General features: G+C 71.9%; 24 protein-coding genes. 11 read left to right on the top strand and 13 right to left on the bottom strand.

Features of this window, described 5'->3' with window-relative positions:
- Positions 1 to 53: 53 nt before the first annotated feature.
- From FB047_RS00360 to FB047_RS00345, 4 genes are all read right to left on the bottom strand, one after another.
- Positions 54 to 545 carry a hypothetical protein gene (locus FB047_RS00360; protein WP_136585280.1) on the bottom strand — a complete coding sequence of 164 codons (492 nt, stop codon included), beginning with the start codon at positions 543 to 545 and terminating at the stop codon, positions 54 to 56.
- Positions 535 to 2,349, bottom strand: a complete 1,815-nt coding sequence (locus tag FB047_RS17320) for an alpha/beta hydrolase (RefSeq protein WP_136585279.1) — start codon at positions 2,347 to 2,349, stop codon at positions 535 to 537. The genes FB047_RS00360 and FB047_RS17320 overlap by 11 nt, the downstream gene beginning before the upstream one ends.
- Positions 2,346 to 2,591, bottom strand: coding sequence for a hypothetical protein (locus FB047_RS00350; protein ID WP_136585278.1), 246 nt, complete (start codon positions 2,589 to 2,591; stop codon positions 2,346 to 2,348). Before FB047_RS00350 ends, FB047_RS17320 begins: the two co-directional genes overlap by 4 nt.
- A 199-nt stretch (positions 2,592 to 2,790) precedes the next feature.
- A complete protein-coding gene (locus FB047_RS00345; protein ID WP_136585277.1) occupies positions 2,791 to 3,966 on the bottom strand; it encodes a MarP family serine protease in 1,176 nt (391 codons plus the stop codon).
- A 227-nt stretch (positions 3,967 to 4,193) separates the two neighbouring features.
- Here FB047_RS00345 and FB047_RS00340 point away from each other — a divergent pair, with 227 nt between their 5' ends.
- Genes FB047_RS00340 through FB047_RS00315 form a run of 6 tightly spaced genes read left to right on the top strand, consistent with a single transcriptional unit; the run spans position 4,194 to position 10,642 of the window.
- Entirely contained in the window at positions 4,194 to 4,919 is a 726-nt protein-coding gene (locus FB047_RS00340; protein WP_167494107.1) for an NUDIX hydrolase, read from the top strand.
- Between the two features lie 12 nt (positions 4,920 to 4,931).
- The gene (gene nadA / locus FB047_RS00335; protein WP_136585276.1) at positions 4,932 to 6,263 is read left to right on the top strand and encodes a quinolinate synthase NadA; all 1,332 of its coding nucleotides are present in this window, start codon (positions 4,932 to 4,934) and stop codon (positions 6,261 to 6,263) included.
- Positions 6,260 to 7,771, top strand: coding sequence for an L-aspartate oxidase (gene nadB / locus FB047_RS00330; protein ID WP_136585275.1), 1,512 nt, complete (start codon positions 6,260 to 6,262; stop codon positions 7,769 to 7,771). Before nadA ends, nadB begins: the two co-directional genes overlap by 4 nt.
- Complete coding sequence (gene nadC / locus FB047_RS00325) at positions 7,765 to 8,622, top strand: carboxylating nicotinate-nucleotide diphosphorylase (RefSeq protein ID WP_136585274.1); 858 nt, start codon at positions 7,765 to 7,767, stop codon at positions 8,620 to 8,622. Before nadB ends, nadC begins: the two co-directional genes overlap by 7 nt.
- A gap of 56 nt (positions 8,623 to 8,678) precedes the next feature.
- Complete coding sequence (locus tag FB047_RS00320; protein WP_240752544.1) at positions 8,679 to 9,749, top strand: cysteine desulfurase family protein; 1,071 nt, start codon at positions 8,679 to 8,681, stop codon at positions 9,747 to 9,749.
- On the top strand, positions 9,746 to 10,642 hold the full coding sequence (locus tag FB047_RS00315) for a glycosyltransferase family 2 protein (RefSeq protein WP_136585272.1): 897 nt from the start codon (positions 9,746 to 9,748) through the stop codon (positions 10,640 to 10,642). Before FB047_RS00320 ends, FB047_RS00315 begins: the two co-directional genes overlap by 4 nt.
- Positions 10,643 to 10,732: 90 nt before the next feature.
- On the opposite strand, the gene FB047_RS00310 is transcribed toward FB047_RS00315, so the two are convergent.
- Positions 10,733 to 12,676 carry an ABC transporter ATP-binding protein gene (locus FB047_RS00310; protein WP_136585271.1) on the bottom strand — a complete coding sequence of 648 codons (1,944 nt, stop codon included), beginning with the start codon at positions 12,674 to 12,676 and terminating at the stop codon, positions 10,733 to 10,735.
- Between the two features lie 189 nt (positions 12,677 to 12,865).
- Here FB047_RS00310 and FB047_RS00305 point away from each other — a divergent pair, with 189 nt between their 5' ends.
- Positions 12,866 to 14,356 carry an MDR family MFS transporter gene (locus FB047_RS00305; RefSeq protein WP_205822520.1) on the top strand — a complete coding sequence of 497 codons (1,491 nt, stop codon included), beginning with the start codon at positions 12,866 to 12,868 and terminating at the stop codon, positions 14,354 to 14,356.
- Positions 14,357 to 14,463: 107 nt separating this feature from the next.
- On the opposite strand, the gene FB047_RS16775 is transcribed toward FB047_RS00305, so the two are convergent.
- Entirely contained in the window at positions 14,464 to 14,601 is a 138-nt protein-coding gene (locus tag FB047_RS16775; RefSeq protein WP_167494106.1) for a hypothetical protein, read from the bottom strand.
- A gap of 204 nt (positions 14,602 to 14,805) precedes the next feature.
- On the opposite strand from FB047_RS16775, the gene FB047_RS00300 reads away from it, so the two are divergent.
- Complete coding sequence (locus FB047_RS00300) at positions 14,806 to 15,354, top strand: type 1 glutamine amidotransferase domain-containing protein (RefSeq protein ID WP_136585270.1); 549 nt, start codon at positions 14,806 to 14,808, stop codon at positions 15,352 to 15,354.
- 319 nt (positions 15,355 to 15,673) lie between these two features.
- Here FB047_RS00300 and FB047_RS00295 read toward each other — a convergent pair whose 3' ends face one another.
- Positions 15,674 to 16,489: a DNA-formamidopyrimidine glycosylase family protein gene (locus FB047_RS00295; protein ID WP_136585269.1), complete on the bottom strand. Its 816-nt coding sequence runs from the start codon at positions 16,487 to 16,489 to the stop codon at positions 15,674 to 15,676.
- A 13-nt stretch (positions 16,490 to 16,502) separates the two neighbouring features.
- A complete protein-coding gene (locus FB047_RS00290; RefSeq protein WP_240752379.1) occupies positions 16,503 to 17,906 on the bottom strand; it encodes an SPFH domain-containing protein in 1,404 nt (467 codons plus the stop codon).
- 173 nt (positions 17,907 to 18,079) lie between these two features.
- Between FB047_RS00290 and FB047_RS00285 the strand changes: the two genes are divergently transcribed.
- The gene (locus FB047_RS00285; protein ID WP_136585268.1) at positions 18,080 to 18,490 is read left to right on the top strand and encodes a glucose-6-phosphate dehydrogenase; all 411 of its coding nucleotides are present in this window, start codon (positions 18,080 to 18,082) and stop codon (positions 18,488 to 18,490) included.
- A gap of 62 nt (positions 18,491 to 18,552) precedes the next feature.
- On the opposite strand, the gene FB047_RS00280 is transcribed toward FB047_RS00285, so the two are convergent.
- Together FB047_RS00280 and FB047_RS00275 are read right to left on the bottom strand one after the other, a co-directional pair.
- A complete protein-coding gene (locus tag FB047_RS00280) occupies positions 18,553 to 19,521 on the bottom strand; it encodes an aldose 1-epimerase family protein (protein WP_136585267.1) in 969 nt (322 codons plus the stop codon).
- Positions 19,522 to 19,638: 117 nt separating this feature from the next.
- A complete protein-coding gene (locus tag FB047_RS00275; protein WP_136585266.1) occupies positions 19,639 to 19,809 on the bottom strand; it encodes a CsbD family protein in 171 nt (56 codons plus the stop codon).
- A 172-nt stretch (positions 19,810 to 19,981) separates the two neighbouring features.
- Here FB047_RS00275 and FB047_RS00270 point away from each other — a divergent pair, with 172 nt between their 5' ends.
- Positions 19,982 to 21,298, top strand: a complete 1,317-nt coding sequence (locus FB047_RS00270) for a D-alanyl-D-alanine carboxypeptidase family protein (protein ID WP_136585265.1) — start codon at positions 19,982 to 19,984, stop codon at positions 21,296 to 21,298.
- 57 nt (positions 21,299 to 21,355) lie between these two features.
- Positions 21,356 to 21,622, top strand: coding sequence for a hypothetical protein (locus FB047_RS00265; protein ID WP_136585264.1), 267 nt, complete (start codon positions 21,356 to 21,358; stop codon positions 21,620 to 21,622).
- Positions 21,623 to 21,676: 54 nt separating this feature from the next.
- On the opposite strand, the gene FB047_RS00260 is transcribed toward FB047_RS00265, so the two are convergent.
- Genes FB047_RS00260 through FB047_RS00250 form a run of 3 tightly spaced genes read right to left on the bottom strand, consistent with a single transcriptional unit; the run spans position 21,677 to position 24,198 of the window.
- Positions 21,677 to 22,288 carry a response regulator gene (locus tag FB047_RS00260; protein WP_136585263.1) on the bottom strand — a complete coding sequence of 204 codons (612 nt, stop codon included), beginning with the start codon at positions 22,286 to 22,288 and terminating at the stop codon, positions 21,677 to 21,679.
- On the bottom strand, positions 22,285 to 23,667 hold the full coding sequence (locus FB047_RS00255) for a sensor histidine kinase (protein WP_136585262.1): 1,383 nt from the start codon (positions 23,665 to 23,667) through the stop codon (positions 22,285 to 22,287). Before FB047_RS00255 ends, FB047_RS00260 begins: the two co-directional genes overlap by 4 nt.
- Positions 23,668 to 24,198: a hypothetical protein gene (locus FB047_RS00250; RefSeq protein ID WP_136585261.1), complete on the bottom strand. Its 531-nt coding sequence runs from the start codon at positions 24,196 to 24,198 to the stop codon at positions 23,668 to 23,670.
- Positions 24,199 to 24,329: the final 131 nt, after the last annotated feature.

Below are 24,329 nucleotides of genomic sequence, written 5' to 3'. Positions count from 1 at the left end.
GTGTGGACTTGTGGGGTCAGCCTAGCGGAGCATCGACGGCCGCCGTGAGATGTTCAGCCGTTGTCCTGTTTACGGATTTCGTCGGCATCGCCGGGGACGCAGAGGGAGGTTCCGGTGATGTAGTAATTTCCCGGCGATGTAGAGAAAGACAGCCCCTCAACGGGACCTCCCGTGGCATACACCACATATGACGGACTCTCCACGACTCTGACGTCCATCCCGAGCTCTCTCCAATGCTCCGCCATTCTTTGGGCGTCAGCCGCATGATCACGCCCCGTCTGGGGCGCAGCACTGTACCAGTAGTTGTAATTGACGCGTTGGCCGGGCTGGTCGCCACAGTTTCCCCCATCCGCGGGGGCCACTTCCGCCCATTCCACTCCGCCGAGAATGGCCGCGCTCTCCTCGATCGTCGTTGTGAGCTGCTCGCGAGCTGTTTGCGGACTCACGTCTGCCGACGATGCACAGGCAGCGAGTGCCAAGTTCAGCCCCAACAAGGCGGTCGCGCTGATGATCCATCGAATCACTCGTTCACCGTCACCCACCATGAGTCATCCCTTCGATCAACGACTGCTGAAACGGCGTCGGCCCCGGAGGGACATAATCCGTCACCTTCTTGCTGAACCCCACGGTCGCAGCCGCAACATTGCGCAAAGACTCGGTTCTAGGGTCTAGATAACCCGTGCCCTGTGAAGTACTGGTCTCGTGCTGAGTCACAGGCAGCAATTCGCCTTCCGCAGCGACGCTGAACGCGTGAGCGCCGAAATCCGGCGCGATCGGGTCGACTGGATGAGCTGGTGATGTGCGACCGACCCATGCCCAGGGGTCGCCGCCCGCAGGATCGATGGCCAAGACATCTTGCGCCTGCCCTGCATAAACCTCGTTCGCGTGGAGGAGCGAAGCCTCGTTGATCTCAGGCGGAAGCCCGGCCGATCCCAGAGTGACGAAGGTTTCGACGTGAACGTCGTCCTGGGTGAGAGCGAACGATGCGGTAGTCGTCCCGTATGAATGGGCCACAACGTTGATGTCTACGCCCTCTCGTGAGCACTCGAGTGCTCGAATGGCGTCAGCCAACTTTTCCCCGCCCTGCTCGGCGAGACTGGAACCGAGGACATCGAGTTCATCGAACCCCGTCGGCACAGGTGGCGTCTGATAGCCGAGCCACGCAACAGTCGCGTGGGATCGTGAGGGATCCAGCTGGGCTTGCATCGTCGCCAGATTCTGCGTCACACGTGCCCAGTCATCCATATGTTGGGTTGTCGTCCCCATTCCGGGCACGGTGAATGTGATGTTGTCAGCGGCGTCGAGGTTGCCGATGGAGACGGCGGCAAGCGGTGGCGCGTCCGACGTCAGAGAGATGAGCTGCCTCTCAGCGCTACCGTCGTGCGCTTCGAGGGTTGCTGCGATGTTTTCCAGCCCCGCCACCCGCGCCCGAGCAGCCTCCAGCCGCTCCTCCGAGGCCTCCGCACCAGCAACCGCGTTGACCCGCGAACCGTAAGCAGGCTCCTCCGCCTTCTCCACCACCTTCTGCGCCGCACGCGCCTCGGCGAGCTGCGCGTCGAGCCACAGGCGGTTGGCCCGGTCGCGCGCGGCGTAGGCGACCCCACCGAGGTTGCCGATCACGGCGGGCGCGGCGAAGACGAGGGCGTTGCGCTGGGCGTCGGAGAGCGCCGCCCACCAGGGAGCGACCGCGGAAGGCTCCGCCTGGGCCAGGACGTCGGCGAGCGCGGGCTTCGCGCGCAGCACCGCGGCGAGGCTCGGACCGTCGGCGCCGGCGATCGCGTCGAGCATCTGTCCGGCGGAGATGCAGCCCGTCAGCACGGCGAGCCATTCGTCCGCGTCGAGGCCCGGGGTCGCGATCGCGGCGCGGAGGGCGGCGGCGGCCCGGTCCGCCGCCGCGGCGAGCGCGGAGCGCGCGTCGTCGAGGATCGATCGGGCCTCGGCCCGCGGTTCGAGGCCGCGCAACGGCTGCCGATCCGGTGCGGGGAAGGCCGGTGTCGTCGTCGCGGCGGCATCCATCGCTTCCGCCTGGTTCCACAGATCGACGGCGTCACCGGCGCGTGCGCGAGCGGCGGCGAGGGCGGCGGCGAACTCCTCCAGGGCCGCGTGCGCCGCGCGGAAGGCCGAGGCCATCGCCTCCCACCGCGACGCTCCGGCCGTGACGCGTCGCGCGTAGGCGTCGGCGGCCTCGCCCGCCCAGTCCGGCACCGTCCGCAACGGACGTAGTGCCGCGGCGGATCGTTCCGCGTCCTCCGCGCGAGCCCTCCACAGCGCGACGGTGCGGTGCAGGGCGTCTGCGTCTCCGGCGATGAGGCGCACTGGATCCGTGGACTGCCCGAGTTCGGCCGTCACCGGAGGGTCCATCCGACGCTCGCGGCGAGCGCGCGGTACTCGTCGACGGCATCCGCTTCGCCACGTTCGAAGAGATCGGCGACCTCGCTCAGCCCCGTCGACAGCGCCTCGATCTCCCTCTCGCGCTCGGATCGGCAGTCGTTCATGCAGGCGATGAACTCGGCGATCGCGAGGGAGAGATCGGACTGGCCGGGGATGTCCAGCAGCGGCAGGGGGCGGAGGCCGGCGGAGACGTCCTTCACCTTCGTCGCGGCCCGCCGCACCTCGTCGAGGGAGAGGGAGATGAGCGGCGTGGCAGAGAGCGTAGGGAGCCGGCGCGGGTCGTCCCGTCACCCTGTGGACAACTTCACCCCCGCAGGCGGGAGCGCTCGCGAACCCCCGCGCTCCGCGTTCTCGCCATCGCCTTCGGAGAGCGCACCGAACCGACGGACGAGACGGGCCTCAACCGCGCGTGCAGCTCCCGGATGCCACGGGCGTCGACAGTGCGCCGATCTGAGCCATCACCGGTTCGAGTTCGGCGGGCGTCATCGCGTATCCGACGTTGTCGTCCGTGTCGGAGCGGGCGAAGACGATACCGGCCACCTCTCCCGAGGTGGTGAGCAGCGGCCCCCCGGAGTTGCCGGGGCGCACGATGCCCGCGATGGCGTAGATGTCGCGCGGGGCGGAGGACGAGTCGTAGATGTCGGGCACGGGCACCGTGCCCTCGGAGAGGATCTGCGCGCTGCCGGAGGTGAAGGGGCCGCCACCGGGGTAGCCCTGGACGACGGCGGAATCGCCCACCGCGAGCGTCGGCACGATGGGGAGGGCCGCGGCATCCAGTTGGTCCACCGAGATCACGGCGATGTCGTCGGTGGGATCGAAGTAGGTGACGCGCCCCTCTCGCGCGGGCCGACCGGGGAGCTCGACGAGCGGGGTGTCGACCCCGGCGACGACGTGGGCGTTGGTGACGATGCGGTCGTCGGCGACGACGAAGCCCGATCCGCTCGAGGTGATGCCGCACGCGTAGGCGGTTCCCGAGATGCGCGCCACCGACTGCGCGGCCTGCGTCAGGGCCGGGTCGTCGAGGGCGATCGCGGGCGCGCTGGGCACCGGGCCGATCTGGATGAGCGAGCCGAAGCTCGGGATGCCGCCGGCGAAGACCTGTCCGCGCAGGTCGGCGAGCGCTCCGCGCACCGGCGGCGGAGTGAGGTCGTCGATCGTGCGCACCACGGCCGACGAGCCGAGCGCGGCCGAGACGACCGGGAGCCCGACCGGGGTGAGGGATCCGGCGACGAACGAGACCGTGAGTGCGGCGGCGGCGACGTTCACGACCCCGCCGAGCAGGCGCTCGGGTACGCGCAGCTTGATGCGGTCGGCGCCGCGGCGGAAGAACCCGCCCACGGCGCTGCCGAGGCCGGACCCGATCAGCAGAAGCAGGATGCCGGTGAGGATCATCGCCGGTCCGCGCCAGGCGGGGGCGGTCACCCACTGGCCGACGAACGGCGTCACCCAGTAGGCGGCGACGGCCCCGGCCGCGAGCCCGGCGAAGAAGCCGATCGTGGCGAGGAAGCCGCGCGACAGGCCCGTGATGAGAGCGATCGCGAGAAGGGCGATCAGAACGATGTCGATGATCGGCATCCGACCTCCTGAGTCCTTCTCGAGGCTAGGCGGCGCGTCTGGGAGAACGCTTTCGACGCGCGGCGCCCCCGCGCTCCCCCGCTCGTTCGGCTCGAGAAACGCCGTCGCTGACGAGACACGCGGCGTCCGACCGTGTCTCGCCAGGATCGGCGTTTCTCGCGACGGAATCTCCGGATTCGCCCTTCGGGTCGGAGTGACACTAAGATCGAAGCGGAGATATGGTCACCATGACACGAACCCCTCGCCCCGAGTCCCGCGACGCCGACGTGCGCGTCGCGGTGTCGACCGTGATCTTCAGCGTGCGCCGCGACGCCGACGACGAGCCCGTGCTGTCGCTCCCGCTCGTCCGCCGCACGCGCGACCCGTTCGACGGCTTGTGGGCACTGCCCGGCGGATGGCTGGATGCCACCGAGGGCCTCGACACCGCGGCATCCCGGACCCTCGCCGAGACGACCGGCCTCACCCCCAGCTACCTCGAACAGCTGTACGCCTTCGGCGCCGTCGACCGCTCCCCCACCCGCGTCGTGTCGATCGTGTATTGGGCCCTGCTGCGCTCCGACGAGGTCGACGCCCAGGTGGCCGCGCACGCGCGCGAGGGTGACGCCCCCGAGAACGTCGAGTGGTTCGACGCGACCGATCTGCCGGCGCTGGCCTTCGACCACAACGACATCGTCGAGTACACGCTGTGGCGGCTGCGCAACAAGGTCGGCTACAGCCGCATCGCGCACGGACTGCTGCCCGACGAGTTCACCCTCGCCGACCTGCGCGAGGTCACCGAGTCGATCCTCGGCAAACGCCTCGACCCGGCGAACTTCCGCCGCCAGGTCGACACGAGCGAGACCCTCATCCCGACCGAGCGCTTCCGCACCGGAAGCCATCGCCCCGCCCGCCTCTACCGCTACAACCGCGACGTGGAGCTCGCCGACCGCGGCCCGCTCCCGTCCCGTCACTGATCGGAAACGCCCATGTCCGCCACACCCCTCACCCTGCAGCCGCGTCCCGCGATCGACCCCAGCGTCGACCACGCGATCCAGGCGATCGTCTCGGGCGCGTCCACCGACGCGACCTGCACGACCGACCTCGCCGTGGGCCCCTGGGACTTCGACACGCGCCCGGGCTACGGTCCCGGCTCGTCGATGGGTGACGTCATCCCCACCGGCGCCCCGCGCCAGGGCGAGCTTCCGCAGCAGTACCGCGACGCGTCCGACGACGAGCTCGACGCCCGCATCCGCGCCGCGAAGGCGACGCTGGGCGATCGCGTCGTCGTGCTCGGGCACTTCTACCAGCGCGAAGAGGTCGTGCGCCACGCCGACTACGTGGGCGACTCGTTCCAGCTCGCCAACGCCGCGAAGGACCGCCCCGAGGCCGAGGCGATCATCTTCTGCGGCGTGCACTTCATGGCCGAGACCGCGGATCTGCTCTCGCGCCCCGAGCAGGCCGTGATCCTGCCGAACCTCGCCGCGGGCTGCTCGATGGCCGACATGGCCGACATCGACCAGGTCGAGGAGTGCTGGGAGCAGCTCGAAGACGTGCTCGGAGACCTCGAGACCCCGGATGCCGAGGGCCTCGTGCCCGTGATCCCGGTGACGTACATGAACTCCAGCGCCGCCATCAAGGGCTTCGTCGGTCGCCACGGCGGGATCGTCTGCACCTCGTCGAACGCCCGCACCGTGCTCGAGTGGGCCTTCGCGCGCGGACGCCGCGTGCTGTTCTTCCCCGACCAGCACCTCGGCCGCAACACCGCGAAGGCGATGGGCGTGCCGCTCGAGCAGATGCCGATGTGGAACCCGCGCAAGGCCCTCGGCGGCTCGACCGCGGAACAGCTCGAAGACAGCCGCGTCATCCTGTGGCACGGCTTCTGCTCGGTGCACCGCCGCTTCTCCGTCGACCAGATCGAGAAGGCCCGCGCCGAGCACCCCGGCGTCCGCGTGATCGTGCACCCCGAGTGCCCGATGGACGTCGTGGATGCCGCCGACGAGGCAGGATCGACCGACATCATCCGCAAGGCGATCGCCGCCGCGACGGAGCCCACGACCTTCGCGATCGGCACCGAGATCAACCTCGTGCAGCGCCTGGCCGCGCAATATCCGCAGCACGAGATCTTCTGCCTCGACCCGGTCGTGTGCCCCTGCTCGACGATGTACCGCATCCACCCGGGCTACCTCGCGTGGGTGCTCGAATCTCTCGTCGCGGGTGAGGTCGTCAACCGCATCACCGTCCCTGCCGACGTGGCCGAGCCCGCGACCGTGGCGCTGGAGCGCATGCTCGCCGCCAAGCCGAACGGTGCGGTGAAATGACCACCGTCGTCGTGGTGGGGAGCGGCATCGCCGGTCTCACGGCGGCGCTGCACGCCCACGAAGCCGGATGCCGCGTCACCGTCGTGACCAAGGGCGCCCTGCCCGACACGAACACGCGGTGGGCGCAGGGCGGCATCGCCGCCGTCACCGACCCGGCCGACACGATCGCCTCGCACGCCGCCGACACCCTCACCGCGGGGGCGGGTCTGAACGACCCGGACGCCGTCGACGTCCTCGTCGGCGAGGGCCCCGCCCGCATCGCCGAGCTCGTGGCGCGAGGCGTGGCGTTCGACCGCGCCGCGGACGGCGACTTCTCGCGCGGACTCGAGGCGGCCCACGCCGTCGCCCGGGTGCTGCACGCCGGCGGCGACGCGACCGGAGCCGCCATCCAGGCCGCCCTCGGCGACGCGGTGCGCCGCGCCGGCATCCCCCTCCGCGAACACGCCCTGCTGCGCGACCTGCTGCTCGAAGGCGACCGGGTCCGCGGGGTCGAGCTCGCCGACGGCGAGCGCCTCGCCGCCGACGCCGTCATCCTCGCCACGGGAGGGGCCGGACAACTCTACGCGCACACCACCAACCCCGTCGGGGCGACCGGTGACGGCATCGCCGCCGCGATCCGCGCGGGAGCCGCGGTGGCCGACCTCGAGTTCGTGCAGTTCCACCCGACGGCCCTCGCGGTCGGCGCCCCCTTCCTCGTCTCCGAGGCGGTCCGGGGCGAGGGGGCCGTGCTCATCGACGACAGCGGACGCCGTTTCGCCTTCGACGCCCACCCCGACGGCGAGCTCGCCCCCCGCGACGTCGTGGCCCGCGCCAACGCGCGCGCCATGGCGGCGCAGCACGGACGCCCGGTCCGCCTCGACGCCACGACTCTGGGCGCCGCGCGTCTCGCCCAGCGCTTCCCCACGATCGACGCGGCCGTGCGTGAGCGCGGACTCGACTGGGCGCGAGCGCCCATCCCGGTGACACCGGCGGCGCACTACCTGATGGGTGGGGTCGTCACCGACCTCGACGGACGCACCAGCGTCCCGGGCCTGTACGCGGTGGGCGAGACGGCCCGCACCGGCGTGCACGGCGCCAACCGGTTGGCATCCAATTCGCTTCTCGAAGGGGCCGTGTTCGGAGCACGGGCGGGAGACGCCGCCGCGACCGACCGCGCATGGCCCGTCTCCCGCGCGGTCGTCGCGCCACCGGCGCCGGTCGCGGTCGCGGACGACGCCCCCGCGTTCTCGCGCGCAGCCCTCCAGCAGCTGATGTGGGACCACGCGGGCCTCGAGCGCGACGCCGCGGGGCTCGACCGCGCGGCCTCGACCCTCGCCGCGTGGGCGGCCCAGTCCGTCCCCCGCTCGATCGAGGACGACAACCTGCTGCTGCTCGCCACACGCGTCGTCGACGCGGCGCGAGCGCGCACGACCTCGGTGGGAGCGCACTTCCGCTCCGACGCCGCCGGCTCGCTCACCGCCGCCGCCGCGGCATCCATCCCCTCTCCCTCGGAGGCCCTCGCATGCTGACCCGCGCCACCATCGACCGCGTCGTCACCGCCGCCCTCGACGAGGACGCCCCGTGGGGCGACCTCACGAGCGAGACACTCATCCCCGAGGACGCCGTCGCCCGCGCCGAGCTCGTCGCGCGGGTCGAGGGCGTCTTCAGCGGAGCCGCGGTGTTCGCCGCCGCCTTCACCCTCACCGACCCCTCCATCGCGGTCGAGCAGCGCGTCGCCGACGGCGCGCGCTTCGCGCCGGGCGACACGCTCGCCGTGGTCACCGGTCCCGCGCGCGCGGTGCTGACCGCCGAGCGCATCGGGTTGAACTTCGTGCAGCGCATGTCGGGGATCGCCACCCTCACCAGCCGATACGTCGCCGAGGTCGCGCACACCGGCGCGCGCATCGTCGACACACGCAAGACCACGCCGGGCCTGCGCGCCCTCGAGAGGCAGGCCGTGCGCGACGGCGGCGGACACAATCACCGGTTCTCGCTGTCGGATGCCGTCATGGCCAAGGACAATCACCTCGCCGTCCTCACCGCGAACGGCCTCTCGGTCACCCAGGCGCTCGAGAGCGCGATCGCCCGTCTGCCGCACACCACGCACGTCGAGGTGGAGGTCGACCGTCTCGAGCAGATCGACGCGGTCCTCGCCGCCGGGGTCGGCACGATCATGCTCGACAACTTCTCGCTCGACGACCTGCGCACCGGTGTCGCCCGCATCGCCGGGGCGGCCCAGGTCGAGGCGTCGGGCGGCGTGAGCCTCGAGACCGTCCGCGCGATCGCCGAGACCGGCGTCGACGTCATCTCGGTCGGCGCGCTCACCCACTCGGCATCCGCTCTCGACCTGGGCCTGGACATCCGCATCGAGACGGCGTGAGCCTCTACCTCGACAACGCCGCTTCGACGCCCGTGCGCCCCGAGGTGCTCGAGGCGATGGCCCCGTACCTCACGCGCGTCTTCGGCAACCCGTCGAGTCATCACGAGGTGGGCGAGGCCGCGGCATCCGCTCTCGACGACGCGCGCCGGCGCGTCGCCCGGATCGTCGGCATGCGCGCCGGCGACGTCGTCTTCACCTCCGGCGGCACCGAGTCGAACAACGCCGCGATCAAGGGGCTCGTGCTCGGCTCCGCCCTGACGCACCTCGTCACGACGGCGATCGAGCACGAGTCGGTGCTCGCCTCGGCCGACTATCTGCAGCGACTGCACGGCGTCGAGGTGACCCACGCCCCCGTCGACGCGACCGGAAGCCTGACGCCCGACGCGCTCGCCGACGCCCTGCGCGAGAACACCGCCCTGGTCTCGATCGGGTACGCCAACAACGAGATCGGGACGATCCAGGATGCCGCCGCCCTCGCCGCCGTCGCACACGAACGGGGGGTCCCCCTGCACCTCGACGCGGTGCAGGCCGCCGGGTGGCTCCCCCTGTCGGACACCGGAGCGGATGCCGTGACCATCGCCGGCCACAAGGTCGGAGCACCGAAGGGCACCGGAGTTCTCGCCGTGCGCGGCCGCCTGCCGTTCGAACCGCTCCTGCACGGAGGCGGACAGGAGCGCGGCCGTCGCTCCGGAACCCCCGACGTGGCCGGTGCCGTCGCGATCGCCACCGCCCTCGAGATCGCCGAGGCCGAGAGGGGCGAGGCCGCCGCCCGCGTCGGCGCCCTATCGGCCGCGTTCATCGCTCGCGTGCTCGCGAACGTGCCCGGCGCACGCCTCACCGGACACCCTTCGCACCGGCTCCCCGGCACGGCGAGCTTCGTCTTCCCCGGCACGAACGGCGAGACCGTCCTCCTCGAGCTCGAGCGGCGCGGGGTGGTCTCGTCGAGCGGATCGGCGTGCGCGGCGGGCAGCGACGAGGCGTCGCACGTGCTGCTGGCGGTCGGCGTCGACCACGACGAGGCGCGCACCGCCGTGCGCTTCACGCTGCCGCGGTCGCTGACGGGATCTCTCGACGCCGTCGCAGATGCCGTCGTCGCCGCCGTCACCGCCGTAGGATCGCGCGGGTGAGCACCACCGGAGTCACCGTCATCGTCCCCGGCTTCGACGTCGCCGACTACGCCGAGGAGGCCCTGGACTCCCTCCGCGCCCAGTCGCACCCGCACTGGACGGCCGTCCTGGTCGACGACGCCTCGAGAGACGACACGGCCCGCATCTTCGCGGATGCCGAGGCCGACGACCCCCGGTTCCGCTTCGTCCGGCACGACGAGCAGCGCGGCCTCGGCGCCGCCCGCAACACCGGACTCTCCCTCGTGCAGACCCCGTACACCGCCTTCCTCGACGCCGACGACGTGATGCGCCCCGACGCCCTCTCGCGCTTGGCCGACACGCTCGACCGCACCGGCAGCTCCTTCGTCGTGGGTGCGTACGTGCGACTGCGACCGGATGCCGACGGCCCCGGCTACACCGCCGGCGACGTGCAGCCGTGGGTAGCGGCGGCCACCGACCCGGCCCGGTCCGCGATATCGCTCGCGCAGCACCCGGCGGCATCCGGGAACATCGTCGCGTGGTCGAAGATGAGCCGCACCGACTTCTGGGGAGAGCAGGGCCTGCGCTTCCCGGAAGGGCGGTACTACGAGGACCAGGTGCTCGCGCAGCGGATGTACACCGCGGCCACCGCGTTCGACGTCATCCCCGACGTGATCGTGGAGTGGCGCCAGCGGCGCGACGGCGGCTCGATCACGCAGCGGCTCGGCGAGGTCGAGGTGCTGCGCGACTACCTCGAAGCCCTCGGCGAGGGAATCGCGGTGCTGCGCGCCGCCGGCGCGGATGCGGCGGTGCGCGAGCGCGGGGCGCTCATCCGCACGCTCGATCTGCCGCCACTGCTCACCATCGCCGAGACGCATCCCGACGCGGCGTACGGCATCGCGCTGGAGGCGTTCGTGGAGTCGCTGCCCGCGTGACGCCCGCCGCGGGCGTCGTGCCCGGCCGGCTCGCGGGCGCTCGGGCCGCGTGACAGGTCCCGGGCAGTTACGGCGTGCTGTGGGCGCGCGTCAGGCGGGAGCCTCGTCGGCGCGACGCGCCGGGAGGGCAGCGCGAGCGAGGCCCGCTTCGTCGAGCTGCTCCTCGGCGAGCACGAACGACGCCGCCAACTGCTCGGCGGCGAGGCTCGCGTACAGCCCGCCCCGGGCCAGCAGCTCACCGTGCGTTCCGGATTCGACGATGCGGCCGGCATCCACCACGTGGATCCGGTCGGCGCCGATCACCGTCGAGAGACGGTGCGCGATGGACAGGGTGGTGCGGCCGTGGGACGCGGTCTCGAGGGCTTCCTGCACGATGCGCTCGGAGACGGTGTCGAGCGCGCTCGTCGCCTCGTCGAGGAGCAGGACCGGCGGGTCTTTCAGCAGCACGCGGGCGATCGCGATGCGCTGCTTCTCGCCGCCCGACAGGCGGTAGCCGCGCTCGCCGACGACCGTGTCGTAGCCCGCTTCGAAGCCCGCGATGACGTGGTGGATGTTCGCGGCGCGGCACGCGGCCTCGATCTCGTCGTCGGTCGCATCGGGGCGGGCGTAGCGCAGGTTCTCGCGGACCGTGGCGTGGAAGAGGTAGGTCTCCTGCGAGACGATGCCGATCTCGTCGATGATCGAGGCGCGGTCGAGCGTGCGCACATCGGCGCCCGAGAACATCACCGCGCCGCCCGTCGCCTCGTACATGCGCGGCGTGAGGTACAGGATGGTCGTCTTGCCCGCACCCGAGGGCCCCACGAAGGCGACGTGCTGACCGGGCTCGACCGTGAACGAGACACCGTCGAGAGTCGGACGAGCCTGTTCGGGGGCGTCGGGGTAGCGGAACTCGACGTCGCGGAACTCGATGCGCCCGAGCGGGCCCGGAGCCGCCGACACCGGTAGCGCGTCGGGGGCGTCGACGATCGCCGGACGCAGATCGAGGTACTCGAAGATGCGGGCGAACAGCGCCGACGAGGTCTGCACGTCGAGCGCGACGCGCATGAGTCCCATGAGCGGCATGAGCAGCCGCGCCTGCACCGTCGTGAAGGCGACGATCGTGCCGGCCGTGATCGCGCCCGCTCCCCCGCCGATCAGGTAGCCCGAGACGAGGTAGATGACCGCGGGCACGCTCGACATGATCACCTGCACCACGGCGAAGAAGCCCTGGCCGCTCATCGCACGACGCACCTGCAGGCGCACCTGATTGTCGTTCTCGGCGTCGAAACGCGCCGACTCGGTGCGCTGACGGTTGAACGATTTCGACAGCAGGATGCCGGACACGCTCAGGGTCTCCTGCGTGATCGCGGACAGCTCCGAGAGCGACTCCTGCGTCTCGCCCGCGATGCGCGCGCGCACCTGGCCCACGCGGCGCTGCACGAAGATGAGGAAGGGCATGAGCGCGACGGCGATGAGCGTCAGCCGCCAGTCGATGAGGATCATCGCCACGAGCGAGGCGATCACCGTGACCGCGTTGCCGAGGATGCTCGTGACCGTGTTGGTCAGCACGCCCGACACCCCGCCGACGTCGTTCTGCAGGCGGGACTGGATGACACCGGTCTTCGTGCGCGTGAAGAAACCGAGCTCCATCGCCTGCAGATGATCGAACAGCCGCGTGCGCAGGTCGCCGGTGACGCGGTTGCCCACCGTGGCGGTCAGCCAGGTCTGTCCGACGTTCAGGCCCGCCGACAGCAGGAACAGACCGATCATGACGCTCACGAGCATCGCGAGCAGGCGCAGGTCGGGCGACGACCCGTCGACCGGGAACAGGGCGTCGTCGAAGATGCGCTGGACGAGCAGCGGGGGGATGACGGCGACCGCGGCGCCCACGACGACGAGGAGCGCGGTGAGGGCGATGCGCCAGCGATACGGCCGGAACAGTTCCACCACACGGCGTCCGAGGTCGGCCACCCGCGGCGCCTGCGCGTTGCGCTTGCGCTGCATGTCGGCATCCACACCGCGGAACATGCTCCCGCCACCTCCGTGCATGCTCATGCGGGCCAGCCTACGTCCGCCCACCGACACCGGCTCGCGAGGGGCCGATGTCGGAGGTCGCCGATAGGCTCGGCCCGCCCGTCGACGACTTTCCTCGACGGTGGAATACCTCGGAACCCCGCACCGTTGTGCCTGTCGCAGTCGCCTCCGCGGCACCACCGAAGCCCCCCGCACGATAAGGACCTCGTCATGGCCGCCACCGGCACCATCCCCGTCTCCCGAACGCGCAGCGCGTCGGCTCCCGAAGCGGCGCCGCGCACCGGCCCCGTCATCGCGCTCCTCGTCGTCGCGGCGTTCGTCGTGATCCTCAACGAGACGACCATGTCGGTCGCGCTGCCCGTGATCATGGCCGACTTCGGCGTGAGCGCGGCGACGGGGCAGTGGCTCACGTCCGCGTTCCTGCTGACCATGGCCGTCGTCATCCCCCTCACCGGCTTCCTGCTGGAGCGCTTCCCGATCCGCGTCGTGTTCTTCGCGGCGATGGGCGTCTTCGCGCTCGGCACCCTGATCGCCGCCGTCGCGCCGGTCTTCGGCGTCCTCCTCGCGGGGCGCATCATCCAGGCGATGGGCACGGGCGTCATGATGCCGCTGCTGTTCACGACGGTGCTCAACCTGGTTCCCGCCGACAAGCGCGGTCGGGTGATGGGCGTCGTCACGATCGTGATCGCCGTCGCACCGGCCGTCGGCCCCACCGTCTCCGGGCTCATCCTCTCGGTCCTCACGTGGCACGCCATCTTCTGGCTGATCCTGCCGATCGCCCTGATCGCGATCGCCCTCGGCGCCCGCTGGGTACGCAACGTCACCGAGACGCGTCCGGACGCACGCTTCGACAAGCTCTCCGTCGTGCTATCGGCGCTCGGGTTCGGAGGGCTCGTCTACGGGCTCAGCGCGATCGGCGAGTCCGCGTCGGGACACGCCTCGGTGCCGGTGTGGATCCCCCTCGCCGTGGGCGCGGTGTTCGTCACGGTCTTCGTCCTGCGCCAGCTGCGCCTGCAGCGCTCGGACTCCGCTCTTCTCGACCTGCGCGTGTTCCAGAGCCCGTCGTTCCGCCTGGCCGTCCCGCTCGTCGCGATCGTGATGGCGGCGCTGTTCGGCTCGCTCATCCTGCTGCCGATCTTCCTCCAGCAGGCTCTCGGCCTGAGCAGCCTCACCGTCGGGCTCATGCTGCTGCCGGGCGGCGTGCTGATGGGCGTGATGGCGCCGATCGTGGGGCGGCTCTTCGACCGCTTCGGCCCCACCCCGCTCGTCATCCCGGGCATGCTGATCGCCGCCGCCGTCCTGTGGACGATGGCGCTCACCTTCGGGCAGACCACGCCGATCTGGTGGATCGTCACGGTCTACCTCGCGCTCAACCTCGGCCTGGGTCTGGTGTTCACTCCCCTGATGACCTCGGCGCTCGGCTCGCTTCCCCGCCGGCTCTACTCCCACGGCAGCGCCGTGGTGGGCACCGCTCAGCAGGTCGCCGGCGCCGCGGGCACCGCGGGGTTCGTCGCGATCATGACGGTGTTCTCGAGCGCCGCCGTCGCGGGCGGCGCGGAACAGCCCGCGGCGATCGCGTCGGGAGTGCACGCGTCGTTCCTGGTGGGTGCGGTCATCGCGACCGCGGCCGTCGTGCTCTCGTGCTTCGTCCGCAAGCCGGCCGAGACCGAGAACGCCGAGTCCCCCGTCGTCGCGCACTGATCGCGACCCGCCGGAGGGTGGGGCCGGCGCGTCACCTCGAGCTCGCTGATCTGCGATCCGGGGTGCCGCGCCGCGATGGACGTCGGCAAGGAGCCGTCAGAACGACGTCAGAGCGAGCACGACCCGCCGCCACAGCACTGCGACGCGGGGCGGTCGTCGTCGGAGTCGTCGACGTCGGGCGCATTCAGCAGCGTGAGCAGGGGCTTCGGCGAGAGCCCGCTGTCGGTCGTGGTGTCTCCGGACATGCGCTCCATGCTACGCCTGCGCGCGCGGACGAGGGCCGCGCCGCCGTCGCCCCCGGGGATCACCGCGTCGGGCCCGGGGATCACCGCGTCGGGCCCGTGCGAGACGCGGTACCCGCGGCATCCGGCATCCGCAACCCCCGGTCGCCGGGCGCGCGACGTTCCTAGCGTGGAAGCACCCCATCCACATCGAAGAGAGGCGTATCCATGACCGATCTCACCGGCAAGCGCATCGCATTCCTGGCCACCGACGGATTCGAAGACAGCGAGCTGACGAGCCCGTGGGAGGCGGTGACCTCCGCCGGCGCGGAAGCGGTCCTGGTCTCTCCGAACGAGGGCAGCATCAGCGGCGAGAAGGGCCACGAGCAGAGCGTCGACCTCGCCGTCGCGAGCGCCTCCGCGGGAGACTTCGACGCGCTCGTCCTCCCCGGCGGCGTGCAGAACGCCGACGACATCCGCATCGTGAAGGATGCCGTGTCCTTCACCCGCGCCTTCTTCGACCAGCACAAGCCGGTCGCGGTCATCTGCCACGGCGGGTGGATCCTGACCGAGGCCGACGTGCTGAAGGGACGCACGCTCACGAGCTACCCGACGCTGCAGACCGACCTGCGCAACGCCGGCGCGACGTGGGTCGACGAAGAGGTGCACGTCGACCAGGGGCTCGTCTCGAGCCGGAACCCCGACGACCTCCCGGCCTTCAACGCCAAGCTCGTCGAAGAGGTCGCCGAGGGGAAGCACTCGGGCCAGACCGCCTGAGCACCCCTGTGCAGAGGGCCCCGGACCACGGTCCGGGGCCCTCTTCGCGTCCGCTCCCCCTGCAGATCCTCAGCGATCCGCACAGCCTCAGCCCCGAACCGCCCCCGCGAACAGAGGATGCGCGAATCGCCGAGGTTGCGCCGCAGCCACGCACCCACCCGCCCCCACCGGGCACCACGCACCCCCGCCCGCGCGCCGCCCCGGCCAGGCACGCGCGCAGCCCCGCCCTGCGCCGCAGCCTCAGCCCCAGCAGCCGCGCAACCTCACCCCCACACCACAGCCCCGCCGCCCGGCACCCCGCCCGCACGAGACCCGAGCCTCACCCGCCCTGGCACGACGGGCACCACTGGCCGCCGCCCTTGGTTCCGGGGATGTCCTCGACGACTCCCCCGCACCCGGGGCACGGCTCACCCGTGCGGCCGTGCACCTTCATCGCGGCGACCTTCGCGGCCTTCAGCTGTGCGATCGGCACGCCGCGGCGCTCCGTCACGGCCGTGTCGAGCGTGTCATGCAGGGCGTCGTACAACCGCGTGACCTCGGCGTCCGTGAGCGCCGAGGCGTGCGCCGTCGGCGAGAGCCGCGCTGCGAAGAGGATCTCGTCCGAGTACGCGTTGCCGATCCCGGCGAGCGTCTCCTGCTCCTGCAGCAGCGCCTTGAGCTGCTTTCGTCGACCGCCGAGCGCTCTCTCGAGCGTCTCCCGAGAGAAGCCCGGGTCGGCGGCATCCGGACCCAGCTTCGCGACAGCGGGAACCTCGGCCGGATCGTCCACGAGATGCAGCTGCACCGACAGCCAGTCCCCCGCGTCGACGATGCCCAGGATGCCGTCGTCGAACACGAGGCGCGCGATCACCGCCGCGGCCGGAGCGTCGTCGTCGTCCGGGGCGTCCGCCTCCTGCCACGTCGCCCACCCCGCCCGACCGAAGCCGAGCGAGAGGTGCGCACCGTCGAGGTCGAGGTCGATGTGCTTGCCGTACCGCGTCACCGCGGTCACCCGTCGCCCGACGAGCCCGTCGAGCGGGCGCGCGCGGGTCTTCCACGCGCGCCCCTCGACCAGCTCGGTGGCCCTCACCTCATGACCGGTCAGGCGCTCGCGCAGGAACAGCGCGAGCGCCTCGACCTCGGGGGCTTCGGGCATCGTCGGGAGGCGCTCAGGCCTCGGTCTCGGCGACGGCCGTCGCGGGCGCCGGGCGCGAGTCGTCCGCCGGCGCGGGACGACGCGCGGATTCGGCGAACGCGTCCGCCACGGCTCGACCCTGGATGATCTGCGTGAGGTCGATGCCGGTCGCCGCCTTCACGGCCTCGAAGGACGACCGCAGGCCCGTCGCCGACTCCGTCGCGAGGTGACCGCTCGCGCCCTCGCCGCCGAGCACCGTGACGTTGCCGACGCGGTCGTAGCCCTTGGCGAACTCGGCCATCATCGGCACCAGCGCCTCGAGAGCGCGCTGGGCGAGCAGGGCTTCCTGGTTCTGCGAGAGCGCCTCGGCCTCGGCGCGGATCGCCTCGGCGCGCGCCTCACCGGCCAGACGAACGGCCTGCGCGTCGGCCTCGGCGCGCACGCGCACGGCGGAGGCCTCCTGCTCGGCGATCTGCGCGCGCGCCTCGGCCGCCTTGATCTGGGCGTAGGCCTCGGCGTCGGCATCCTTCTGACGCTGGTAGAGGTCGGCGTCGGCGACGCGGGAGACCTCGGACTCGAGGCGCGCCTGCGTGTTCTGCGCCTCCTGCTGCAGGACGGCCTGGCGCCGCTCGGCCCGGGTGAGGGCCTCGGCCTGCTCGGCCTCGGCGTTCGCGCGACCGACCTCGGCCTTGGCCGCGGCGCTGTTCTTGTCGAGCTTCGTCTGCTCGATGAGGTTCGCCTCGTCGGTGGCGATCTGGCGGGCGCGGATCTCGCGTACCGCGTTGATGCGGGCGACCTCCGCTTCGCGCTTGACGCGCTCGACCTCGGTGGCGCCGAGGGCCGCGATGTACCCGTTGCCGTCGGTGACGCCCTGGATCTGGAACGAGTCGAGTATCAGACCCTGCGACGACAGGTCGCCCTTGATGCCCTCGGCGATCTGGTCCGACAGACGCTGCCGGTCGCGCATGAGCTCCTCGACCGTCAGCGTGGCCACGACGCCGCGCAGCGCACCCTCGAGCTGCTCGGTCGTGAACTGCTCGATGGCCTTGTCCTGCGAGGCGAAGCGCTCGGCCGCGCGGCGCACCGACTCGGGGTCGGAACCGATCTTGACCAGTGCCACGCCGCTGACGTTGACGGTCACACCGTTCGACGACTGCGCGGTCGGCTCCATCTTGATCTGACGGGCGCGCAGCGAGATCATCTCGCCGCGCTGCGTCAGCGGGTTCACGATTGCGCCGCCGCCGGTGATGACGGTGATGCGCGAGGACTCCCCGTCGGCCCCCCTCTGCCGCTTACCGACGATGACCAGGGCTTCGTCGGCCTTGGCGACGCGGTACCACCCCCGTATCAAGCCCGCGACGATCAACAGGACGACGACGACAACGACGAGTGCGATGACCACGACGATGCCGATCGCCCCCAGAGCAGCAAATTCCATGGTTCTCCTTCGACAGGCGCCACGAACCGCGGCGCGGGGGAATTGCTTCCAACCTATCCGGGGCGATGCGGGCGCTGTCCAGCCCCGCAGCGCACGATCGTCGTCGCCGCCGGGCCGGCCGGGAGCGTACCGTTGAGAATGAGGCGGCCCGAACCGCCGAAGAAGGGTCCCCCATGAAGATCGTTTCGTCGCAGGACTGGCGGGATGCCATCCGCTTCGACGCTCCCGTTCTCGTCGCCGACGTCGTCCCGGGCGAAGCCACCCGGTGCGTCGCGTGCGGAACCGACGGTCCGCTCTACGAGCGCACCGAGCTGTGGGCGGTCAAGCACCGCCATCCCAAGCACCACGGCGGCTTCGTCCGCTTCTACTGCGAGGCGCACAAGCCGGCTGCTCCCCCGCCGCCGCCCGCCCCGACCATCGAGATGCGTCGCGCCCGCGCCGCGGCTCCGAAGGCCGAGCGGCGCACCACGAGCCCGAAGCCCACGCCGATCACCGATCGTCCGACGCGGGCGATGTGCCCCGACTGCTTCGTCGAGGTCTCGGCCGGCGGCGAGTGCGGCATGTGCGGCACGCAGGTGGTCTGACCCCCCTCACGACAGAACCGCCCCGGATCACTCCGGGGCGGTTCTGTCGTCGGGGCGGGCTCTCAGCGAGCCGAGATCGTCCACCCGGCCTCGTGCGACGCGCCGGGATCGAGCGAGACCACGCCCGTGGCGAAGTCGTAGGCGTCGTCGTTGAAGGCGTCCGGTGCGCAGGTCATCGGCTCGACGGCGAGGCCGGCCCGGTGACCCGGCGTCCCCGGTCCCGTCGGGAGGTCGGCGGTGTGGATCTGCACCCACGGGCACTCGGACGCCCAGCTCATCGCCACCGCCGACCCCGACGGATCGGTGACCACCACGGTCGCGCGGTCGTCGGCATCCCGGATCAATCCGGTGTAGGCGTGGTCGATCTCGACGGAGCCGAGCACGCGGGGGGCGCGGTAGTCGAAGCGATCGGCGTCGACGTCGACGGATGCCAGGGCCACGGGCGCGAGACGGTCCGGCGTGACCTCGAGCACGGTGTCGGCCGGAAGCGACAGGGTCCACTCGTCGAGGGCCGCGGGGCCCGCCACCAGGTAGGGGTGCGGTCCGGTCCCCCACGGCGCGGGGGTGTCGGAGAGGTTGGTCGCGCGGACGGTCTGCGTGAGCCCGTCGACGCCGAGGCGGAAGGTGGTCGACACCACGAGCCACCACGGGTATCCGGCCTGCGCGGTCACGGTCGCGGTGAGGGTGACGGCCTCGTCGGAGGCGTCGAGCACGTTCCAGTCGACCCACGACAGCAGGCCGTGCAGCGCGTGACCGCGGTTCGGCTCGGTGAGGGGCAGCTGGTGCTCGACCCCGTCGAAGCGATGGATGCCGTCGACAACCCGGTTCGGCCAGGGCGCGAGCGTCGTCCCGCGATACGCGGGACGCAGTTCGTCGGCGTCGAAGGGCACGACGAGGTCGCGGCCCTCGAAGGTGAGGGAGCGGAGGGACGCACCGACGCTGGCGATGGCGGCTTCGTAGCCGTGGGCGCGCAGGACGACGGGGGTGCCCGAGACGAGCGTGGGCGTCTCGGTGGGAACGGCAGCGGTCATGACGCCATTATCCAGGGCGTGCACGCGGGATCCCGGCATCCCGCCCGAACCACGTTCGTCCACGAACGACGAATGCCCCGACGCCGCAGGGCGGTCGGGGCATTCGGGGAGGGCGACTTACTTGAAGGCGTCCTTGACGTTCTCGCCGGCCTGCTTGGCGTGGGCCTTGGTCTGGTCCGCCTGGCCCTCGGCTTCGAGGCGCTCGTTGTTGGTGGCCTTGCCCGCGGCTTCCTTCGCCTTGCCCGCGATGTTCTCAGCGGCGTTCTTGATCTTGTCGTCGAGTCCCATGTCGGCACCTCCCGTTAGGTTTCCGGGTATCTCCCGATGTGCGTCAACGCTAGGTCGGCTCGACCGGGGCGGCGGGGGGCTTGAAATTCGCGTGCACGTGAGGCAAGACGACCGGCTAGGTTCGAAGAATGCGCCGGGGGGAAGCATCATTCGCAGCGGTCGGTCTCGTCTCATGACCGCGCCGGACACGCTCGCCGATTTCTCGAACCTGCTCGAGGAGGCGCCGCGCGAGCCCGCTCCCGCGGGACGCGGCGGGCGGATCGCGCTCACCGTCTTCCTGGTCGTCCTCCTCGCCACATTGGGCGGGGGCGGCGGATACGTGTGGTGGGCGTCGTCGGCCGCCCTGCCCGCACCGACCGTCACCTCGCAGGCTCCGGTGGCGAGCCCCGGGGCCCCGGCATCCCTCGTCGTCCCCGCCGACGGATCCCTGCGGCTCAGCGTCGACGGCGGCGAGCAGTACCTGGGGCCCGACGCGTCGGGCGTGTTCGCCTCGTCGGGCGGTGACGACGCTCGACCGATCGCGAGCATCGCCAAGCTCGTGACGGCACTGGTCGTGCTCGACGCGCACCCCCTCCAGGGCGCCGACGATCCCGGACCCACGGTGTCGTTCACCGAGGCCGACACCGACCTGTACGACCGGTTCTACGTGCAGGGCGTCACGATCGCGAAGATGCCCGACGGCACCCGCATGCCCCTCCACGACGCCCTGGCGACGATGCTGCTGCCCTCGGCGAGCAACTACGCGGTCGCGATCGCCCGGTGGGGCTTCGGCTCCGAGGGTGCCTACGTCGACGCGGCCCGATCGTGGCTCCGCGACAACGGCCTGAACGACACCCGCATCGTGGATGCCACCGGCATCGACTCCCGAAACACCTCGACGCCCGGCGACCTCCTCGCCCTGGGGCGCCTCGCCGCGGCGAACCCCGCGATCGCCGCGATTACCTCGATGCGCTCGATCAGCGTGACCGGGGCGGGCACCGTGACCAACACCAACGACCTCCTCGGGACGCTCGGAGTGGACGGGCTGAAGACCGGGAACCTCGGCGACGGCACCTTCAACCTCCTCTTCACGGCGAGCCTCGACGTCGGGATCGGCTCCCCGCTGAAGATCACGGGCGTGCGCCTGGGCGGAGCGACGCACGACAGCACCGACGGCGACGTGGCCCGCGTGCTGCAGAGCATCAGCGACGGGTTCCACGATCTGCAGGTCGGCAGCCTCGGCGAGACGATCGGCACGATCACCACGCCGTGGGGGTCGGAAGCGGAGCTCGTGCTCGCGAAGAACGCGGAGGTGCGCACCTGGTCGGACACCCCCGTGACGGTGACCCTCGACACCGTGACGCCGCGCACCTATGCCGACGGCGAGACCGTCGGATCCGTGACGTGGACGGCCGGCCCGCAGACGGCCACGGCCGACGTGAAGATCGCCGGCGCGATCGAGGAGCCGACCCTCCTGTGGCGCCTGACCCACCCGGGGGAGCTCGGCTGAGGAGCGCCGTCGGGGAAGCTGACGGTCCCCGATGACGGCTCGACGAACGGCGCCCGCGTGTTCGTCTCCACCCCCACCGTGGCCGGGCACCCGATCGTCACCACCGGCGGCATCGGGGTCGGCTCGACGCGCGCAGAGGCCCTGGCCGCAGGGGCCGTCGAGGGCTTCGACGCGACCGAACTGCGCCTCGACGTCCGCGATGTCCCCGGAACGACCTCGCTGCAGCGCGCGGGCGAGACCGGTCGGCAGTACGTGATGCTCGTGCTCGAGGGCGATTCCGTCGCCGCGATGCACCTCCCCGCAGACGACTTCAGCGACATCTGAGCCGCATCGTCGCCCCGCTCCCGCTCGACGACGGCCCCGCGACGACTCCCGCTCTTAGCGCAGGTGGTCGCGCGCCCAGAGGGCGGCGCTGGTGCGGTCGGCCACGCCGATCTGTCGGAACACGGTGCCCAGGTGCGCCTTGACGGTGCGCTCCGAGATCCCCAGCGCCGCGGCCACCTGTTTGTTCGCGAGCCCCTCGGCCACCAACCGCAGCACCTCCTCCTCGCGCGCGCTCAAGCCGCTGCCGGCGACGGGCTCCTCGGGCAGCAGCGCCCCCGCGACCCGCGGATCCAGCGGCGCGTGCCCCGCGTGCACGGCCCGGACGGCCGCACGGAGGTCGCGGGGCTCGGCATCCTTCAACTGATATCCCGTCGCGCCCGCCGCGACGGCACGCCGCACCTGAGCGCGGTCGCCGAACGACGTGAGCACGAGCACCCGGATGCCGGGAACCCGGGCGCGCAGCGCGCGGGTGGCCTCCACGCCGTCCATGACCGGCATCGACAGGTCCATGACGGCCACATCGACCTCGGCGGAAGCGACGGCGGCGAGGGCCTCGGCGCCGTTCGCCGCGGTCGCCACGACGGCGATGTCACCCTCGGCCGCGAGGACGGATGCCAGCCCCTCGCGCACCATCGAGTGGTCGTCGACGACGAGGACGCGGATCATGGGGTCTCCCGGAGGGTGTCGGTGAGGCGCAGGCGCCAGCGGGTGCCGCGTCCCGGGGCAGTCGCCAGGGCGAGCTCGGCGCCCGCGTCGGTCGCGAGGTCGCGGAGCACCCGCAGGCCGAGGTGCCCCTCCTCCGGCGCGTCGAGAACCTCCGCGCCCTCGAAGCCGCGGCCGTCGTCGGCGACGAGCAGCTCGAGGCGTCCGCGCTCCGCGGTGAGGGTGACGGTGACCGTGCAGGGGGCGGCGTGCGCGACGGCGTTGCGCAGCGCCTCCTGGGCGATCCGGTAGATCAGCCGCTCGTGGGCGTCGGCGAGCGCGTCGAGCGGCGCGCGCAGGTCGAGCACGACCTCCACCCCGCGCGAGCGTGCCGTGGCCGCGAGGTCGTGCAGCGCCGAGGCGAGCCCCGATGCTGTGAGGCTCGCCGGGTAGATGTCGACGAGCAGCGACCGCAGCACCCGCACGTTGCCGCGGACGGCGCCGGCGACCTCGCGCATGCCGGCGGCTCCCTCCTCTTCTCCGCGCGCGTCGGCGGCAACGGCGGCGGCCTCCGCCCCGTAGCTAGTGGCGACGAGCTCCTGCACCGGACCGTCGTGCAGCGAACCGGCGATGCGTCGACGTTCGGCATCCGAGGCATCGACGGCCCGCTGCAGCAGCTCCGCCCGCCGCGCCTCGGCCCCGCGCAGCTGTCGCAGCAGCGTCCAGACAATCGGGGCGGTGAGCACCACGAGGAGCAGCAGGCTGCTCGTCGTCACGCCCGCGAACCCCCGCCACAGCTCGGCCGAGCGCGCGGCCACCGGCTCGTACGGGTAGTACACCTCGAAGAGCACCTGCTGACCGCTGGGCGTCCACAGCGGCCGGTACACCTCCAGAAGGCGCGACCCGGTCTCGAACTCGTTCTCGTCCTCCGCGAGGTCGGAGACCGCCGCACGGGTCGACGGTGCCGCCAGCGCCGCACGCTGGGCGTCGTCGAGCGCGAAGGTGCGACCGATCAGCTGGGGCTCGTCGGCGTAGAGGACTCGCCCTCCGGTGCTCCAGATCTTCACCCGGATGACGTCCTCGCCGAGGATCTGCGCCCGCACCGTGTCGTCGAACGCGGCGAGCGCGTCGGCCTCCCCCGCCGCCAGGCCGTCCGTGAGCACGGGCCGCACGACGGCATCGGCGAGCACGTTGGTGACCTGTGCGGCATCGTTGACCGCCTCGCGTTCCGCCAGCCATTGCGCCCCGAACCCGGCGAGGGCGGCGACCGCGACGAGCACCGCGGCCAAGCCCGCCGCGAGGCGGACGAGCACCGCGCGGGTCGACAGGCGTCGCGGTGCCGCCGAGGTCGGGTGCGCCGCGACGAGTACCTGCCAGGCCGGGGCGGGCGGGTCGGATGCCACTCAGTCGTCTCCCCCGCGATCGTCGCCGTCGTGGTCGCCGCCGTCGCGACCGCCGTGACGACCGCCGTCGCGCGACGAGGAGTCGTCGGTCGTCGAGCCGCCCGCCCCCGAGCCGCCCGTCGAGGAGTCGTCGGCGCCGGTGCGCGGGTCGTCGGTGGTTCCGGCATCCGCCGTTCCTCGGTCGTCGCCGGCCTCGACGCGATCGTCGCGGGGCGCGTCGCCCCCGTGGTCGTCGCTCCCCGAGGGCGCCGTCGCGTCGTCGCCGCGGGAGCCGCCGTGGTCGTCGGAACCCGCGTCGCCCCCGTCGGTCGCGCGATCGTCGCCGGGTTCGCTCCGCTGATCCCGGTCGCGGTCACCGCCGTGGTCGTCGGCGATCGGGGTGGCGTCGGGGGCGACGCCGACCACCTGGACCGACGCCGGGACGGGTACCGGAACGGATTCCGCGAACGACGCATTGCCCCAGAGGCCCACGGCCGCGGGGGCGGCGGCGAGCACGAGAGCGCCCGCACCGATGAGGATCCGCTTCTTCATGTCATCCGTCCTTCCGCCCCTGCATTGCATTGTCGCCTGTGCCGGGGGCTGTCCTGTTCCCACCCTGCGCGAAGCGGCGCCGTGCGGCCATCGGACGATGGTCGTAGTACCAAGGTCGCATTGCCCGGTCC

It is taken from the genome of Microbacterium hydrothermale (assembly GCF_004854025.1).
GTDB classification, from domain to species: domain Bacteria; phylum Actinomycetota; class Actinomycetes; order Actinomycetales; family Microbacteriaceae; genus Microbacterium; species Microbacterium hydrothermale.
Note: the sequence above shows the minus strand (reverse complement) of the source record. Positions and strands in the feature narration are given on the sequence as shown.

Coding starts and splice junctions, on each gene's coding strand:
- FB047_RS00290 (WP_240752379.1), bottom strand. CDS start 17,906: ATGGAATTTGCTGCTCTGGGGGCGATCGGCATCGTCGTGGTCATCGCA.
- FB047_RS00285 (WP_136585268.1), top strand. CDS start 18,080: ATGAAGATCGTTTCGTCGCAGGACTGGCGGGATGCCATCCGCTTCGAC.
- FB047_RS00300 (WP_136585270.1), top strand. CDS start 14,806: ATGACCGATCTCACCGGCAAGCGCATCGCATTCCTGGCCACCGACGGA.
- nadA (WP_136585276.1), top strand. CDS start 4,932: ATGTCCGCCACACCCCTCACCCTGCAGCCGCGTCCCGCGATCGACCCC.
- FB047_RS00280 (WP_136585267.1), bottom strand. CDS start 19,521: ATGACCGCTGCCGTTCCCACCGAGACGCCCACGCTCGTCTCGGGCACC.
- FB047_RS00360 (WP_136585280.1), bottom strand. CDS start 545: ATGGTGGGTGACGGTGAACGAGTGATTCGATGGATCATCAGCGCGACC.
- FB047_RS00305 (WP_205822520.1), top strand. CDS start 12,866: ATGGCCGCCACCGGCACCATCCCCGTCTCCCGAACGCGCAGCGCGTCG.
- FB047_RS16775 (WP_167494106.1), bottom strand. CDS start 14,601: ATGTCCGGAGACACCACGACCGACAGCGGGCTCTCGCCGAAGCCCCTG.
- FB047_RS00340 (WP_167494107.1), top strand. CDS start 4,194: ATGACACGAACCCCTCGCCCCGAGTCCCGCGACGCCGACGTGCGCGTC.
- FB047_RS00260 (WP_136585263.1), bottom strand. CDS start 22,288: ATGATCCGCGTCCTCGTCGTCGACGACCACTCGATGGTGCGCGAGGGG.
- FB047_RS00270 (WP_136585265.1), top strand. CDS start 19,982: ATGACCGCGCCGGACACGCTCGCCGATTTCTCGAACCTGCTCGAGGAG.
- FB047_RS00295 (WP_136585269.1), bottom strand. CDS start 16,489: ATGCCCGAAGCCCCCGAGGTCGAGGCGCTCGCGCTGTTCCTGCGCGAG.
- FB047_RS00275 (WP_136585266.1), bottom strand. CDS start 19,809: ATGGGACTCGACGACAAGATCAAGAACGCCGCTGAGAACATCGCGGGC.
- FB047_RS00310 (WP_136585271.1), bottom strand. CDS start 12,676: ATGAGCATGCACGGAGGTGGCGGGAGCATGTTCCGCGGTGTGGATGCC.
- FB047_RS00320 (WP_240752544.1), top strand. CDS start 8,679: ATGGCCCCGTACCTCACGCGCGTCTTCGGCAACCCGTCGAGTCATCAC.
- nadC (WP_136585274.1), top strand. CDS start 7,765: ATGCTGACCCGCGCCACCATCGACCGCGTCGTCACCGCCGCCCTCGAC.
- FB047_RS00250 (WP_136585261.1), bottom strand. CDS start 24,198: ATGAAGAAGCGGATCCTCATCGGTGCGGGCGCTCTCGTGCTCGCCGCC.
- nadB (WP_136585275.1), top strand. CDS start 6,260: ATGACCACCGTCGTCGTGGTGGGGAGCGGCATCGCCGGTCTCACGGCG.
- FB047_RS00345 (WP_136585277.1), bottom strand. CDS start 3,966: ATGCCGATCATCGACATCGTTCTGATCGCCCTTCTCGCGATCGCTCTC.